At 71.1% G+C, this 14,720-nt stretch carries 12 protein-coding genes and 4 pseudogenes; 10 read left to right on the top strand and 6 right to left on the bottom strand.

Annotated elements, in window-relative coordinates; genetic code table 11:
• Positions 1-159: 159 nt before the first annotated feature.
• From ACRAWC_RS21265 to ACRAWC_RS21250, 4 genes are all read left to right on the top strand, one after another.
• Positions 160-2,532 carry a glycoside hydrolase family 3 C-terminal domain-containing protein gene (locus tag ACRAWC_RS21265; RefSeq protein ID WP_431349592.1) on the top strand — a complete coding sequence of 791 codons (2,373 nt, stop codon included), beginning with the start codon at positions 160-162 and terminating at the stop codon, positions 2,530-2,532.
• Positions 2,529-4,001 carry an NAD-dependent epimerase/dehydratase family protein gene (locus ACRAWC_RS21260; RefSeq protein ID WP_431245913.1) on the top strand — a complete coding sequence of 491 codons (1,473 nt, stop codon included), beginning with the start codon at positions 2,529-2,531 and terminating at the stop codon, positions 3,999-4,001. The genes ACRAWC_RS21265 and ACRAWC_RS21260 overlap by 4 nt, the downstream gene beginning before the upstream one ends.
• Positions 4,002-4,177: 176 nt before the next feature.
• The gene (locus ACRAWC_RS21255) at positions 4,178-4,609 is read left to right on the top strand and encodes a hypothetical protein (protein ID WP_431349591.1); all 432 of its coding nucleotides are present in this window, start codon (positions 4,178-4,180) and stop codon (positions 4,607-4,609) included.
• Positions 4,573-4,719: a hypothetical protein gene (locus tag ACRAWC_RS21250; RefSeq protein ID WP_431349590.1), complete on the top strand. Its 147-nt coding sequence runs from the start codon at positions 4,573-4,575 to the stop codon at positions 4,717-4,719. Before ACRAWC_RS21255 ends, ACRAWC_RS21250 begins: the two co-directional genes overlap by 37 nt.
• Before the next feature lie 55 nt (positions 4,720-4,774).
• Here ACRAWC_RS21250 and ACRAWC_RS21245 read toward each other — a convergent pair.
• Positions 4,775-5,673: pseudogene (locus ACRAWC_RS21245) on the bottom strand (formylglycine-generating enzyme family protein).
• Between the two features lie 130 nt (positions 5,674-5,803).
• On the opposite strand from ACRAWC_RS21245, the gene ACRAWC_RS21240 reads away from it, so the two are divergent.
• The 3 genes from ACRAWC_RS21240 to ACRAWC_RS21230 all read left to right on the top strand — a co-directional run bounded on the left by ACRAWC_RS21240 (position 5,804) and on the right by ACRAWC_RS21230 (position 9,349).
• Complete coding sequence (locus ACRAWC_RS21240; protein ID WP_431245912.1) at positions 5,804-6,877, top strand: hypothetical protein; 1,074 nt, start codon at positions 5,804-5,806, stop codon at positions 6,875-6,877.
• Between the two features lie 98 nt (positions 6,878-6,975).
• Positions 6,976-8,601 carry a sulfatase-like hydrolase/transferase gene (locus ACRAWC_RS21235; RefSeq protein WP_431349589.1) on the top strand — a complete coding sequence of 542 codons (1,626 nt, stop codon included), beginning with the start codon at positions 6,976-6,978 and terminating at the stop codon, positions 8,599-8,601.
• Positions 8,540-9,349, top strand: a complete 810-nt coding sequence (locus ACRAWC_RS21230) for a trimeric intracellular cation channel family protein (protein ID WP_431247894.1) — start codon at positions 8,540-8,542, stop codon at positions 9,347-9,349. The genes ACRAWC_RS21235 and ACRAWC_RS21230 overlap by 62 nt, the downstream gene beginning before the upstream one ends.
• 66 nt (positions 9,350-9,415) lie before the next feature.
• Here ACRAWC_RS21230 and ACRAWC_RS21225 read toward each other — a convergent pair whose 3' ends face one another.
• From ACRAWC_RS21225 to ACRAWC_RS21215, 3 genes and pseudogenes are all read right to left on the bottom strand, one after another.
• Complete coding sequence (locus ACRAWC_RS21225; protein ID WP_431349588.1) at positions 9,416-10,030, bottom strand: Type 1 glutamine amidotransferase-like domain-containing protein; 615 nt, start codon at positions 10,028-10,030, stop codon at positions 9,416-9,418.
• Between the two features lie 267 nt (positions 10,031-10,297).
• A pseudogene (locus tag ACRAWC_RS21220) lies at positions 10,298-11,519 on the bottom strand (DNA polymerase domain-containing protein).
• A gap of 41 nt (positions 11,520-11,560) precedes the next feature.
• Positions 11,561-12,064: a MarR family winged helix-turn-helix transcriptional regulator gene (locus ACRAWC_RS21215; RefSeq protein WP_431245909.1), complete on the bottom strand. Its 504-nt coding sequence runs from the start codon at positions 12,062-12,064 to the stop codon at positions 11,561-11,563.
• A 91-nt stretch (positions 12,065-12,155) separates the two neighbouring features.
• Here ACRAWC_RS21215 and ACRAWC_RS21210 point away from each other — a divergent pair, with 91 nt between their 5' ends.
• The 3 genes and pseudogenes from ACRAWC_RS21210 (at position 12,156) to ACRAWC_RS21200 (ending at position 13,108) form a co-directional block, all read left to right on the top strand.
• On the top strand, positions 12,156-12,383 hold the full coding sequence (locus ACRAWC_RS21210; RefSeq protein ID WP_431349587.1) for a hypothetical protein: 228 nt from the start codon (positions 12,156-12,158) through the stop codon (positions 12,381-12,383).
• Positions 12,340-12,438 (top strand): annotated as a pseudogene (locus tag ACRAWC_RS21205) (alcohol dehydrogenase catalytic domain-containing protein); the annotation flags it as partial. The gene ACRAWC_RS21210 and the pseudogene ACRAWC_RS21205, both read left to right, overlap by 44 nt.
• Positions 12,439-12,640: 202 nt before the next feature.
• The gene (locus ACRAWC_RS21200; RefSeq protein WP_431349586.1) at positions 12,641-13,108 is read left to right on the top strand and encodes a zinc-binding dehydrogenase; all 468 of its coding nucleotides are present in this window, start codon (positions 12,641-12,643) and stop codon (positions 13,106-13,108) included.
• Here the strand turns inward: ACRAWC_RS21200 and ACRAWC_RS21195 are convergent.
• Positions 13,105-13,470 carry a UBP-type zinc finger domain-containing protein gene (locus ACRAWC_RS21195; protein WP_431349585.1) on the bottom strand — a complete coding sequence of 122 codons (366 nt, stop codon included), beginning with the start codon at positions 13,468-13,470 and terminating at the stop codon, positions 13,105-13,107. The two genes, ACRAWC_RS21200 and ACRAWC_RS21195, sit on opposite strands and share 4 nt — an antisense overlap.
• Before the next feature lie 17 nt (positions 13,471-13,487).
• Positions 13,488-14,714: pseudogene (locus ACRAWC_RS21190) on the bottom strand (APC family permease).
• Between the last annotated feature and the right edge of the window lie 6 nt (positions 14,715-14,720).

Raw genomic sequence — 14,720 nt, 5'->3', positions numbered from 1 at the left:
CGGTCACCGTCGACACCCCGCTGGGAACCCTCATCGAGAGCGCGGAGGCGATGGCCGTTCTCACCGGGGTCATCACCAAGCACATCCCGGAGGCCGCCGAGCACATGGAGTCGGGACTCCGCGGGCAGGAAGGCGACCACGCCCTGCCAGATCGCGGGGATGCTCCCCGGCCCGGATGCCGTGCTCGCCGACCTGGAGCGCGGCTTCGCGGCCGTCAGCGCGGGCGAGCCGATCCCGGCCGACGTGCTCTCCTCGCCCGAGCCGACCGCGGACGACGACACACTCGCCCGTGAGGCGGCCCTCCTCACGGGACGCGACTTCTGGTCCACGAGGGAGGGCGACGGCATCCGATCCCTGGTGCTCGTCGACGGCCCGCACGGAGTCCGCCGCCAGGCCGGAACCGCGGACAACCTCGGCTTCAACCAGAGCATCCCTTCGACTTGCTTCCCGCCCGGAGTCGGCCTGGGCTCCACCTGGAACCCCGCTCTCGTGCGCGAGGTCGGTGCGGCGCTGGGCCGCGAAGCGCGCGCCCTCGGCGTCGACGTGCTGCTCGGCCCGGCGATCAACATCAAGCGGTCGCCGCTCGGCGGCCGCACCTTCGAGTACCTCTCGGAGGACCCGCGCCTCACGGGAGCCCTCGCCACCGAGTACGTCCACGGCCTCCAGAGCACGGGCGTCGGCGCATCCCTCAAGCACTTCGCCGTCAACAACCAGGAGACGGACCGGATGCGCGTGGACGCCCAGGTCGACGACCGCGCGCTGCGCGAGATCTACCTGCCCGCCTTCGAGCAGGTCGTGACGGAGGCGCAGCCGGCGACGGTGATGAGCGCGTACAACGCGATCAACGGGGCGTTCGCTTCAGAGAACGAGTGGCTGCTGACCGAGCTGCTGCGCGACGAGTGGGGCTTCGAGGGGCTGGTCGTCTCCGACTGGGGCGCGATCAAGGACCGGGTTCAGGCGCTGAAGGCCGGCCTCGACCTGGAGATGCCCGGGACCGGCGACGAGGGCACCGAGGCGATCCTGGCCGCCGTCCGCGACGGACGCCTCGACCGTTCCGTCGTCGAGCGCAGCGTCGCCCGGCTGGCGCGACTCGCCGAGCGCACTGCTGCCGCGGCCGGGGACGACGGCGGCGGCCGCGCCATCGACGCGGACGCCCACCACGACCTGGCCCGCCGGGCGGCGGGCGAGGCGGTGGTACTGCTGCGCAACGAGAACGCGACACTGCCGCTCCGGCGGGGGCAGCACGTCGCCGTCCTCGGGCAGCTGGCGGTGGAGCCCCAGTTCCAGGGCGGCGGCAGTTCGCACGTGAACCCGACCCGGCTCGACATACCGCTGGAAGAGCTGCGCGAGCGGCTCGGGCACGATGTCGTCTTCGCCGCGGGCTACGACCGTAAGAACGCGGAAGCGGATGAGCGTCTACGAGGAGAGGCGGTGGAGGCGGCCCGCAACGCGGACGTCGCCGTGGTCTTCGCCGGCCTGTACGAGGAGGACCAGTCGGAAGGGTTCGACCGCACGCACATCGACCTGCCCGAGTCGCACGTGCACCTCATCACGGCCGTCGCGGCCGTCGCGGCCCGCACGGTCGTCGTGCTCTCGAACGGCGGTGTCGTCTCGCTCGAACCGTGGCACGACAGTGTCGACGCGATCGTCGAAGGATGGGCGCTCGGCCAGGCCGTCGGCTCCGCGCTCGCGAGCGTGCTCACGGGCGAGATCAATCCCTCCGGCCGGCTGGCGGAGACGATCCCGCTGCGGCTTGCGGACACCCCGTCGTACCTCTCGTTCCCGGGAGAGAACGAGGTGGTCCGCTACAGCGAGGGCGTGTTCGTGGGCTATCGGTACTACACCGCCGTGGGCCGGGAGGTGCGCTACCTGTTCGGGCACGGCCTGAGCTACACGACGTTCACGTCCGGGCTCGAGGTGGAGGTCACCGGCGCCGACTCCGCCGTAGCGCGCGTCACGGTCACGAACACCGGCCCGGTCGCCGGAGCCCACGTGGTCCAGCTCTACGCGGCGCCGACGCATACGCCCGTACGGCGGCCGGTACGTGAACTGGCCGGGTTCGCGAAGGTCTCGCTGGAGCCGGGAGCCTCGACGACCGTCGAGCTGCCGCTCGGCCGCCGCGCCTTCGCGTTCTGGGACACGCCGAATTCCCGCTGGTGGGTCGCGCCGGGCGGCTACGCCGTCCAGCTCGGCGCCTCGGCAGCGGACATCGTCGCCGAGCGCACCATCGAGCTCGACGGCGATGTGGATGCGCCGCAGGTGCTGTCGCTCGAGTCGACCGTCGGCGACTGGTTCGGCCATCCCGTGGTCGGTCCCGCGCTGATGCAGGCGATGATGGCGGGGGCTTCGGCGGAGCAGCTCGCCGCCGCCGAGTCCAACGGCAACATGCTGAGGATGGTCGAGTCCATGCCGATGGGGCAGTTCGCCCGCTTCCCCGGCGTCGAGATCCCCGACGAGGCGCTCGACCAGCTGATCGCGCTCAGCACCGACGCCGATGCGGCCCACGCCGACCTGGCGGGAGCGCAGCAGTGACGGCCGTCGATCCGAGGACCCGCGTCCTGCTGACCGGAGCCACCGGCAACTGGGGCCGCGCAGCCCTCCGCGAATTCCGCGAGCGCGGCGACAGGATGCGCGTCGTCGCGTTCGCGCTCGACACGCCCCAGGACCGGGCCGTCCTGGGCGAGTTCGCCGACATGGAGAACCTCGAGGTCTTCTGGGGCGATCTGCTCGACTACGCCGACGTCCAGCGGGCGATCCAGCACGTCGATCTCGTCCTCCACGTCGGCGCCGTCGTCTCGCCGGTCGCCGATGAGCACCCGGCCCTCGCCCAGCGCGTGAACATCGGCAGCATGCAGAACATCATCCGGGCCGTCGCTGCGCTGCCCGACCCGGCCTCGGTCGGCGTGGTGGGCATCGGCTCGGTGGCGGAGACGGGCGACCGCACGCCGCCGATCCACTGGGGCCGGGTCGGGGACCCGCTCCGGGTGTCGCAGTTCGACGAATACGGGCAGACCAAGGTCGTCGCCGAGAAGCTGCTGATCGAATCGCGGCTCCCGAAGTGGGCGTGGCTGCGCCAGACCGGCATCTTCCACCCGGGGATGCTCGCCCTCCGCGACCCGATCATGACCCATTCCACCCTGGGAGGCGTCATGGAATGGGCGACCGCCGAGGATTCCGCGCGGCTCCTCGCCGGGATCGCCGAACGCGACCTTCCTGAAGAGTTCTGGGGCGGGATCTACAACATCGGCGGCGGCGAGGAGTGGCGGCTGACGAACTGGCAGCTGCAGACCGCGATCAGCGGCGCCCTCGGTGTGTCGGATGTGCGCGGCTGGTACAACCGCAACTGGTTCGCCACACGGAACTTCCACGGTCACTGGTACACCGACAGCGACCGGCTGAACGCGCTCGTCCCGTTCCGCCGCGACACTTTCGCCCAGGCACTCGAACGCGCCGTCGCGACGCTCCCGGACTCCGTCCGGTCGGCCGGCCGGGTACCGGGGTGGATCGTGAAGAACCTGGTCATGCGGCCGCTCACCCGGAAGCCGCGCGGGACGATGCACGCCATCGCGCACCACGACGAGGCCGCCATCCGGGCCCATTTCGGCTCGCTGGAGGAGTGGCGGGCGATCGGCGACTGGACGACGTTCGCCGTCCCGCAGCCGTCGCGGACGCCGTCGTTCCTCGATCACGGCTTCGACGAGGGCAAGCCGCCGAGCGCGTGGGATCGCGCCGACTATGCACGGGCCGCGGAGTTCCGCGGCGGCGAGCTCGTCTCGCCGGTCGTCCCGGACGGGCGTCCGCGTGAGCCGCTGATCTGGAGCTGCGCCTTCGGGCACATCTTCGCGGCCAGCCCCTTCCTCATCCTCGCCGGCGGCCACTGGTGCCCGGACTGCACGCGCGACAGCGCCGGCTACGAGCGTCAGGCCGAGCGCAACCCGTTCCTCGCCCAGCTGTACTCGTCGCAGACCCCTGCGCTGCGCGGCGAAGCGACCCACCGCTAGCGGCTCGTCAGAAGGAGCACCGTGTCGATTCGAGCCCTGGCGTTCGGGAGCGCCTGGCGAAGCTCTGAGTCGCGGTCTAGGCCGGGTCGCGGGCACTGTCTATTGCCCGGCCGCGCCTCCGCCCTACGGTGACCGAAGGCCGGGATCCCGACCTCCCACACGAGACAGGAGGAACCATGTCAACGAAACCCGCGACCGTGGCCGTTGCGACGTACGCCACGAGGGATGCGGCGGTGGAGGACTACGAGGTGGTCCGGGGCGCCAAGCACCAGGGCCAGCTCGACCACATCGCCATCGCCGTCATCGTCAAGGACGAGAACGGTGAGCTGAAGGTGGACCGCCACGACTCGTCCGCCAAGCACCTCGCCTGGGGCGGCGCCATCCTCGGCGCCGCACTGACCGTCATCGTCCCGCCCGTCGGGATCGCGACGCTGGCCGCCGGCACCACGACCGGCGTGCTCGCCGGCGCAGGTGGCATCATCGGGCACTTCCACCGGAACATCCCCAAGGAGACCATCGAGCAGATGGGGCGCTCCTGCAGTCCGGGAGCGCCGGACTGCTCATCGTCGCGGTGGATCCGAAGGGCGTCGACATCGGGGCGCTGCTGACGAACGCCCAGAAGAAGGTCGTGACCGCCGACGTCCAGGACGACAAAGACGCGGCGGAGGACGCCCTCGAAGCCGCGTTCGACCAGATGTCGGTGAAAGAGGCCGCCTAGCCTCAGGCGCCGCGCAAGATGAGAGACGCCTCGGTGCGTCTCTCATCTTCTGCGTCTACGCCGTCGCGTCTTTCGCGCAGCGGAACCCGATGTGGGTGGTCGACGTGTCGTCCGACTGCGGCGACCGCGCAGCGGGACGGAACCGCAGGCAGTATTCGGGACTGCACAGGTACGAGCCGCCCTTGAGGACGCGGCGCGGCGAGGCAGCCGGATCGGAGGCCCCTGCGGCGAGCAGGTTCGGGCGGGATCCCGCCTCCACAGCTGCCTCGCCGGGGATGACGTGCCGCGGCGCGTAGACGTCGCTCGTCCACTCCCACACGTTCCCGATCATGTCGAAGAGGCCGTAACCGTTCGCCGGATACGAGCCGACCGGAGCCGGCGCCGCTCCGAACCGCCCGCGGTTGTCGTAGGGGAAGCGCCCGATCCAGGAGTTGGCGCGGGCCTCCCCGCCGGGATAAGGCTCCTCGCCCCACGCGAACCGCGCGCCCTCGACGCCCCCGCGCGCCGCGAACTCGTGCTCGGCTTCGGTCGGCAGCCGTTTGCCCGACCAGGCCGCGTAGGCGACGGCGTCCTCGTAGGCGACCTGCACGACCGGCCGGTCCATGCGGTGCTCGATGGACGAACCGGCGCCCTCGGGGTGCCGCCAGTCCGCGCCGGGCTCCCACCGCCACCAGTTGCGCCACTCCCGGAGGTCGACGGGTCCGGGCGTCATCGTGAAGACCATCGAGCCGGGCATCCGCTCGTCGTCGCTCAGCTCGGGGAAGAGCTGGGCTTCGAGGGCCGCTCCGCCACCGTGACGTAGCCGGTGGCGTCGACGAACGAGGCGAACTCCGCATTCGTGACCTCGTAGCGGTCGATCAGGAACGTCTCGACCCTGCGCCGGTGCACCGGCTGCTCGTCGGGATAGAACTCCGCGGATCCCATGCTGAAGGTCCCGCCCTCGATGCGCACCATCTCCCCCATGCGCGGATGCTACCGCCGGTGATCGCGCCCCCGCGAGCAGGCAACTGCATATCGGACGCGTACAGGCCGGTCCTACCTTTGGTCGATCACCGGATGCACCGGATGCGAAGAAGGTCACGTCATGAACGGCAGCACACTCGCAGTCCTCCTGGCCTGTTTCTCCGACGCGAAGGGCGCGGGCAAGGCCCGCAGCCGATTGGATGCGGAACTCCGCTCGACGGGCGCCCCTGTGCTGGATGCCGTGGTGCTCTCCGTGAACAAGCGGCACCGGGCGACCGTGCACGATCCCCGCAGAGTGGTCGCCGGCACGGTGGTCCCGTTCGTCACCTGGGGGCTCTTCGGTCTCGTCGCCAGCGGCTGGGTCGGCGCCGCGATCTGGGGTCCGGTGGGCGCGCTCTGCGGTTTCCTCAACACCTACTACAGCCTCCATCTCGCGTCGAAGGCGGAGCTCGCCACGATCGGGCAGCAGCTGCCCGCCGATTCCTCGGCGCTTCTCCTGTTCGTCGAGACGCGGGACCCGGAGGGCATGCTGACCCGCGCCGCCGGGCTCGCGCCGGAGAGCGCCAGCGTCGTCGGCATCGCGGACGACCTCAGCGTCGCGGGATCGACGTGGTCGGCGGCGGCGACCGGTGAGGCGCCTCCGGTCGCCGGCGGCGCCGCGGAAGCGCTTCTCAGCATGATCCTGGTGCGGTACCGCCAGCCGGAGACCGCACGCGCCATCGCCGCACGGGTGAAGTCGGATCGAGCGGTGGCGAAGGCCGCGCAGCTCGACCTGGTGATCCGAACCGACCCGCGAGGGCGCAGGCATGTGGCCGATCCATCCTTCGGCGTGGCGGCCACGGTCCGCGGCAACATCGTGAGCTGGGGGCTGTTCGGCCTCGTGTGCGGGGCGATCGCGGGCGCCTTCGGTGGCGGCATCCTGCGCACCGGTCTCGCGACCGGCATCGGCTGGGCGGTCTTCGGCATCTTCGCCGGGGCGCTGTACGGGCTGTGGGCAGGCCGCAGCGTCTCCGCGCGGCGCCTGCGGAGCATCTCGTCGCTCCTGCCCGACGGAAGCTCCGCCATCCTCGCCTGGACCTCCGGCCGGCCGCCCGGGCCGGTCCTCGACTCGCTCTCCGACATCGCCTCGGAGCACGCCATCGTCGACTTCGTCCCGTCGGGCTCAGGCGCCGTCGTCCGCAGCGGCGGTCTCTGAGCGCAGCAACTGTATATCCACGCGGCACGGGCCGGTGTCATAGTCCGTCTGTCCGGCCCGCACGCACGAACCCGCACACACGAAAGGACGGCACGGAAATGCCTGACAAGCCCAACATCGTGGTCTTCTTCTGGGACAACTTCGGCTGGGGTGAGCTCGGCTGCTACAGGGGAGGTGTCCTCCGCGGTGCTCCGACGCCCCGCATCGACGCGTTCGCCGACGATGGCCTCCGGCTGCTCAACTTCAACGTGGAGTCGCAGTGCACGCCGTCCCGGTCGTCGCTCCTGACCGGGCGGCACGCCATCCGCTCGGGAACCGGTGCGGTCGCCGTCGTGGGCCCGGACGGCCTCACGCGCTGGGAGGTCACCATGGCCCAGGCGCTGTCGGATGCGGGCTACGCGACCGGGATGTGGGGCAAGTGGCACCTCGGGTCCGACCCCGCGCACCGCGGACCCGTCGACTTCGGTTTCGACGAGGCGGTGTGGTCGCCCCGCACCGCGGACGAAGTGTTCTGGGCCGCGCAGTCGTACTTCCCGAAGGGCACCGTCAGTGCCAAGCCGTACGCGGGCGACACCGAGATCCCGATGGAGTACCAGACCATCTACTCGCGCAAGAAGGGCGAGGACCCGGTGCCGGTCTCCCCGTACGACCCGGAATGGCGCGCCGGATTCGATCGCAAGATCACCGAGTGGGCGATCGACTTCATGCGCCGCAGCAAGGACGACGGCAAGCCGTTCTTCATGTACCTGCCGTACACGCAGGTGCACGCGCCGACGATCCCCGACCCCGAGTACGCCGGGAAGACCAAGCACGGCAACTGGGCCGACATCCTGACGCAGATGGACGACTTCACCGGCATGGTCCTCGACGAACTGGAGGCTCTCGGGCTCGCCGAGGACACCATCGTCGTGTGGTCGTCGGACAACGGCGCGGATTCGACCTACCACTTCCCGAACAGCGACCCCGACCCGGTGGGCGGAGTCTGGAACGGCTTCAACGGGCCGTGGCGCGGCTCCCTGTTCACGTCGCTCGAGGGCTCCAACCGGACGCCGTGCATGGTCCGCTGGCCGGGCAAGGTGCCCGCGGGCCGGGTGAGCAACGAGATGGTGCACGAGGTCGACCTCTTCACCACGCTCGTGCTCGCCGGAGGTGGCGAGGTCCCCGGCGATCGGACGATCGACGGGATGGACATGCGCGACTTCCTGCTCGGCGACGCCGACGAGTCCGGCCGCGACACCGTCCTCTGCATCCAGGGCAACCGGCTTCAGGCGATCAAGTGGCGGCAGTGGAAGGTGCACCTGTTCCAGCAGGACGACTTCTACTCCACGTGGTCGGCATACAGCTTCCCGCACGTCCACAACCTGGAGTGGGATCCGCGGGAGGAGCATCAGATCGACTTCCCGCACGGTTGGGCGGTGCATCCCATGGCCGCGGCGGCGAGCGCGTTCCTGAAATCGCTCGCGCTGGAACCGCCGATCAAGCCGGGGACCCCGGACCCGTACACGCCGCCGGAGCCCGGCACGCTGGTGCCGCAGGAGCACCTGCAGATCGGCCCGATCATCCAGTACGTCACGACGCTGCACGAGGCGCAACCGGCGGCCGTGGATGTGAAGGATCACCACCCCGACCACGGCATGACCGGCCACGCGGGGCGTGAGCATCATGCTCGAGCAGGTCGTCGCGGCGTCGCCGATCACCATCGGCGGCTGGAAGTGGACGGGTGACTTCACCACCCTGGACCTCATCGCGGCCTCGACGAACGCCCTGAACGGCGCCCTGCTCGCCCGGCGCCCCGACCACTACAAGAACTTCACGGTGATCGGGGTGCTCGGGATGGCGCTCCTGATGGGCCTCGGCGGCGGCATCACCCGCGACGTGATCGTCAACCAGGTGCCCGGCGCGCTCACAAACCCCGCGTACATCACCCTGGCGCTCGTCTTCGGCGTCATCGGCTACCTGCTCGCCTACGGGCAGGGGCAGCTGTTCCGGGAGGGCGTGTTCCAGTTCTTCACCTCGTTCTCCCTGCCGCTGTACGCGATCGTCGGCGCGCAGAAAGGCGAGTCGGTGGGGCTGCCGATCCTGGGCGTCCTGGCGCTCGCGGTGATCGGCCCGACGGCGGGACGCTGGTTCGTGGATGTGTCGAGCGGCGTGACGCCGAAGCATTTCATCCAGGGCGAGTGGTTCGTCAGCATCGCGGCGCTGACCGGGATCGTCTGGATCTGCTGCACGGCTCTCGGCCTGAACACCTGGTGGGCCGCGGGGATCTCATTCGTCGTCGGCTACGTCCTCCGCATGGTCGCGCTGTACCGCGGGTGGGAGGAGCCGCTCGCCAGGGAACCCGCCGGCGTCTACAAGCACAGCGACGGCAGGCCCCTTCTCGGGCGCAAGATCGCGGGCAAGTCGGAGCGCGAGCTGCGCGATCTCGGGCTCGTGATCGAGGCGGAGGGGCCCCGGCCGGGACGAGGGGCGTGATCGCGGGCGTTCAGCTGTCGAACTGCTCCCAGTGCCCTTCGCTGATCACCTCGACCCGGTCGCCGATCACCGAGATCGCCGTCTGCTCATCGATCGCGTACGACCGGCCCGGGATGCGCTCCGCCCAGCGCCTGGCGGCCTCCAGCGTGTTGCTCGTCCAGCCGGGGTAGTCGAGGTGCGGGAAGAGCGAGAAGTCGACCAGTCCGAGCGTGCTCGTCGGGGCCGTCCGGCGTGCCAGTCGAGGAACTCCCGGCCCACCCGCGGGGTCATCACCATGCTGCCCGCGCTGACCCCGACCCAGACGGTGCCGGCGAGCTCGGGCAGCATCGCCGCGAGCCCCGAATGCAGCATCCACGTGAAGAGGTAGCGGGCCTCGCCGCCATCGACCAGCAGCACGTCGGCGTCGCGCACCCACGGCATCCACCGCTCCTCGGCGACGGTCGGCAGCGCGGTGAGTTCGAGCACGCCGACCGATCTCCAGCCGAGGCCGACGAGCCCGGGGTCGTCGCGACGGCCTGCGGTCGACAGCCAGACGCTCCGCGGGTCGCACGCGGGCTGCCCCCACTGCGCGGTCGGGATGAAGAGGGCGTCGCTCTCGGCGATCGGTTTGCCGAGCATGCCGATCAGCGCTTCGCGGATCGATGCGTTCGTGACACCGCCGGATGTCAACAGCAGTTTCATCCTGTTCCTCTCGTTCTGCGGGCCCCGACCCCCAGTACGCGTGACGTTTCCGGGCAGTTCGGCGTTTTGCTCTGCGATCTCCCAGGAGAAGTGGCGCAAGATTTCTCAGTTGCCCCCTTCACGATAGGAACCTCATGAGCTCGCTTCGCGATCACATCGAGCGCACGCTGCCCGTTGCCGATCTCGCTCTGGCGGCGGAGACCCCGTCCGCCCCCGCGACCGGAGCCATCAGCCTGCCGGCGCAGCCGTGGTACCCCGCCTCCCCGCTCACGCCCGGCCGGCCCACGGGTCGTAGTCGGCGAGCAGCGCCCCCTGCTCCGGCCGCTCCGCCTCCGGCACGTGCTGGAGGTTGATGCGCACGCGATACCAGAGAGAGCTCGCGCCGCGCATCCCGTCGACCAGCTCGTCCGCGGGGTGGAGTTGCGCTGCGGCGTCGGGATGGGCGTCCTTCCACTGCGCCAGCGCATCCATCGCCTCGGGCTTGGTCTTCGTCCGCGCGATCTCGATCAGCGGCATCTGCGACACGCGCCGGCCCTCGCCGTCGCCCGACCGCGGCGGCTTCTCGGCGGGGCCGAGCTCCTTCGCCAGGGCGAGGAGCGCATCCAGTGATCCCACCGCCTCGTCGAGGCCCGCGTGCGGTCGCCGCGCTCGGCGAACCGCTCGAGCACCGAGCCGACCGTGAACTCCTCCGGCCGCCGGGAGCGGACCTCGTCCCAGTCGAGCGGCGTCGAGACGCGCGCATCCGGCAGCGGTCGGATGGAGTAGGCGGAGGCCACCGTGCGGTCCTTCGCGTTCTGGTTGAAGTCGACGAACACGCTCTCGCCGCGCTCCTCCTTCCACCAGCGCGCGGTGGCCATGCCGGGTGCGCGGTTCTCGACCTCGCGCGCCAGCGTCTCGGCCGCGAGCCGCACGTCGGCGAAGCTCCATTCCGGCCGGATGCGGACGAGGATGTGGAGGCCGCGCGACCCGCTCGTCTTCGGCCAGCCGACCAGGCCGTGGTCCTCGAGCACGTCGCGGGCGATGAACGCCACGTCGACGATCTGCGACCAGTCGACGCCCGGCATCGGATCGAGGTCGACGCGCAGCTCGTCGGGATGGTCGAGGTCCTCCGCCCGGACAGCGTGCGGGTTGAGGTCGAGGCAGCCCAGGTTCGAGACCCAGGCGAGGCCGGCGGCGTTGCGCACGACGGTCTCCTCGGCCGAGGTACCGCGCGCGTAGCGCAGGGTCGCCGTGTCGATGTAGGGCGGGTGGCCCTCGGGCACGCGCTTCTGGAAGAACGGCTCCTGCGAAAGCCCCTTCACGAAGCGCTTCAGCACCATCGGCCGACCGCCCGCGCCGCGCAGCGCCCCTCGGCGACGGCGACGTAGTAGCGCGCGAGGTCGAGCTTGGTCAGCCCGGGCTCGGGGAAGACGACCTTGTCCGGGCTCGAGATGCGCACCTCCTCGCCCTCCACCTCGAGGAACGTCTCGGACTTCGACGACGGGCTCATGCCGCCACGTTATTCGCGTCGGGGCCGCCGGGCCAGGGGCGCTAGGAGGCGCTTCGGCCCTTGCGGCGTGCGGCGGAGCGCGGCGGCAGCGCGCGCATGTGCTGGACGACCGGGGTGAGCACGCGCTCGAGCGTGCGGACGTCGTCGCGCGGGATCGCATCCAGGAACATCCGGTGCAGCACGTCGATGTGCCCCGGGAAGACGGCCGCCAGGCGCTTGCGTCCGGCGTCGGTGATGGTGACGGTGGTGCCGCGTTCGTCGTCCGCCGAGGGCGCGCGGGTGACGAGGCCGGCCTTCTCGAGCAGGCCGGCCTGGTAGGTGAGGCCGCTGCGGCTGTAGACCACGCCGTCGGCGAGCTCGGTCATGTTCTGGCTGCCGTCGGGGGCGTCGCCGAGCCGCGCCAGGAGCTGGAACTGCACGTAGCTGAGGTCGCCGGCCTCCCGCAGCTGCTGCTCGACCGCGTGCCGGAGCAGGCTCGTCGCCTCGATGAGCGCGAAGTAGGCGCCGAGCTCGGACGGGTCGAGGGCGGGGGAGGCGTCGTCCATCCGGCAAGTATACGTTGCTTCGAATTCGAAGCGGTGCTAGAGTCGGCCTATTGCTTCGAATTCGAAGCAGATAACGAGAAGAGGAAGCATCATGAAGGCAGCGCGATTCCACCAGTACGGCGGCCCCGAGGTCCTGAGCTACGAAGACGTCGAGGCGCCGGTTCCGGGCAGCGGCCAGATCCGCATCCATGTCGCCGGTGCGGCGTTCAACCCGGCCGACAACGGCATCCGGAGCGGTAACCTGCGCGAGGCGATCCCCGTCTCGCTGCCGCACGGTGCCGGGCTACGACGTGTCCGGTCGGGTGGATGCACTCGGTGACGGCGTCGACGGCTTCGCGGTGGGGGATGCCGTGATCGGCTTCCTGCCGATGGTCGCCGACGGCGCCGATGCGGAGTACGTGGTCGCGCCGGCCGACGCCCTCGCCCCGGCGCCGACGAGCATCCCGTTGGTGGATGCGGCGGCGCTGCCCTCGGTCGGGCTGACCGCCTGGCAGGCCCTGTTCGACGACGCCGGACTCCTCAGCCGGTCAGCGGCTGCTGATCAGCGGCGCGGGCGGTGCCGTCGGTGGGTACGCGGTGCAGCTCGCCAAGCGGGCCGGGGCGTACGTGATCGCGACCGCGAGCCCGCGCAGCCGTGCCGCGGTACTGGCGGCCGGCGCCGACGAGGTGATCGACCACACCGACACCGAGGTCGTCGCTGCCGTGGGCGAGCCGGTGGATGTGCTGCTCAACCTGGCGCCCATCTCACCGGACGAGTTCCGCGCGCTGGTCGGCCGCGTGCGCGACGGCGGGGTGGTCGTCAGCACGACGGCCTGGATGCCGGCCCCGGCCGATGAGGAGCGCGGGGTGCGCGCGGTCGACGTCTTCGTCCGCAGCGACGTCGATCAGCTGACCGAGCTCGTCGGCCTCGTGGACCGCGGCGAACTGACCGTGCAGGTGGACCGGCGGGTTCCGCTCAGCGACCTGGCCGCGCTGCACGCCGAGGCGGCCTCGGGTGCCCTGCGCGGAAAGGTCGTCGTCGTCCCCGGCGCCGCTGCGGCCTAACGATGCTGCTGCAGCTGCCGCTCCCAGTCCCGCGGGACGCGGTCGGCCAGGCCGGGAACGGTCTGGTCGACCGGGTGGCTGACCGGCGGCGCCAGCTCCGGGCCGTCGATGAACGACCCGGTGCGGTAGTCGTAGAACCAGTCCTCGCCGGGCTCGAAGCTGCGGATGATCGGGTGCCCGGTGCTCTCCGCGTGCTTGGAGGCGTGCGTGTTCAGCGAGTCGTCGCAGCATCCGATGTGCCCGCATTCGGCGCAGCGCCGAAGGTGCAGCCACCAGTCGCCGGTCTGCATGCACTCGGCGCAGCCGGGTCCGGTCGGGGCGGCCTGAGGGTCGATGCCGCCGGTGCTGGTCGCGTCGCTCATGGTCTCGTCCCCATCCCTCATCGCGTTGCCTGGTCGCGCCTGTTCGCAGCATCCGGTGCCACTCGCAGCCGCACCAGACGGTAGCCGATTCCGACCGCGAGGACCAGCAGCCCGGCGACGACCGACCCCACCGGCAGCGTGGCGACGAGCACGACGCAGCCGACCGCACCGACCAGCGCCAAGGCGCGCGGGTACCGGCGGTGCGTTCGGTCCTCGCGTCCAGGCCGACGCGTTCGCGATGAGGTAGTACAGCAGCACGCCGAACGAGGAGAACCCGATCGCCCCGCGCAGGTCGGTCACCGCGATGAGCACGCAGACGACCAGCCCGAGCACGAGTTCGGCCCGGTACGGCACGCGGAATCGCGGGTGGACGGCGGAGAGCCACACCGGCAGGTCGCGGTTGCGGGCCATCGCGAGGCTGGTCCGGCCGATACCCGCCACCATCGCGAGCAGCGCGCCGAGGGCGGCCGCCGCGGCCCCGACCCGCACGATCACGGTCGGCCAGGCGGCCCCGCTCGTCTCGGCCACGGCGTTCAGCGGGGCGGTGGCTCCGGCCAGCCCCGCCGGCCCCAGCGCGTGCAGTGCGGAGGTCGCGACGAGCGCGTACACGACCAGCACGATCCCGAGGGCGGAGGTGATCGCGCGCGGGATGGTGCGCGCCGGGTCGACGACCTCCTCGCCCATCGTGGCGATGCGCGCGTACCCGGCGAAGGCGAAGAACAGCAGGCCGGCGGACTGGAGTACGCCGTACAGCGAGACCGGCGCTCCCGGCGCACTCGCGCTCGCCGCGGTGTGCGTGAAACCGATCACGACGGCGACCGTCAGCGCGATCAGGGAGACGCCGACGAGGATGCGCGTGAGCAGCGCGGTGCGCGTGACTCCCGCGTGTTGACGATGGTGAGCACGACGACGGCCAGGATGGCGACCGGCTTCACCCACGGACCGGGCACGGCGTACGTGGCGAAGGTGAGCGCCATCGCCGCCGAGCTGGCGGTCTTGCCGACGACGAACGACCATCCCGCCAGGAAGCCCGGCCACTCGCCGAGGCGCTCGCGGCCGTACACGTAGGTCCCGCCCGAGGTCGGATACTGCGCGGCGAGCTGGGCGGAGGAGGTCGCGTTGCAGAGCGCGACGATCCCCGCCAGCAGGAGTCCGATCAGCAGCCCGGCCCCGGCGGCCGCCGCAGCGGGGGCGAAGGCCGAGAACACCCCGGCGCCGATCATCGAACCGAGCCCGATGGTGATCGCGTC

It is taken from the genome of Leifsonia sp. L25, assembly GCF_050632895.1.
The sequence above is the reverse complement of the archived record's forward strand: the minus strand, read 5'-3'. Positions and strand labels throughout refer to the sequence as shown.

What these genes read in the sequence shown, in the direction of transcription:
- ACRAWC_RS21215 (WP_431245909.1), bottom strand. Translation starts at nt 12,064, where the DNA reads ATGGACGACGCCTCCCCCGCCCTCGACCCGTCCGAGCTCGGCGCCTAC.
- ACRAWC_RS21210 (WP_431349587.1), top strand. Translation starts at nt 12,156, where the DNA reads ATGAAGGCAGCGCGATTCCACCAGTACGGCGGCCCCGAGGTCCTGAGC.
- ACRAWC_RS21225 (WP_431349588.1), bottom strand. Translation starts at nt 10,030, where the DNA reads ATGAAACTGCTGTTGACATCCGGCGGTGTCACGAACGCATCGATCCGC.
- ACRAWC_RS21195 (WP_431349585.1), bottom strand. Translation starts at nt 13,470, where the DNA reads ATGAGCGACGCGACCAGCACCGGCGGCATCGACCCTCAGGCCGCCCCG.
- ACRAWC_RS21265 (WP_431349592.1), top strand. Translation starts at nt 160, where the DNA reads ATGCTCCCCGGCCCGGATGCCGTGCTCGCCGACCTGGAGCGCGGCTTC.
- ACRAWC_RS21240 (WP_431245912.1), top strand. Translation starts at nt 5,804, where the DNA reads ATGAACGGCAGCACACTCGCAGTCCTCCTGGCCTGTTTCTCCGACGCG.
- ACRAWC_RS21235 (WP_431349589.1), top strand. Translation starts at nt 6,976, where the DNA reads ATGCCTGACAAGCCCAACATCGTGGTCTTCTTCTGGGACAACTTCGGC.
- ACRAWC_RS21230 (WP_431247894.1), top strand. Translation starts at nt 8,540, where the DNA reads ATGCTCGAGCAGGTCGTCGCGGCGTCGCCGATCACCATCGGCGGCTGG.
- ACRAWC_RS21255 (WP_431349591.1), top strand. Translation starts at nt 4,178, where the DNA reads ATGTCAACGAAACCCGCGACCGTGGCCGTTGCGACGTACGCCACGAGG.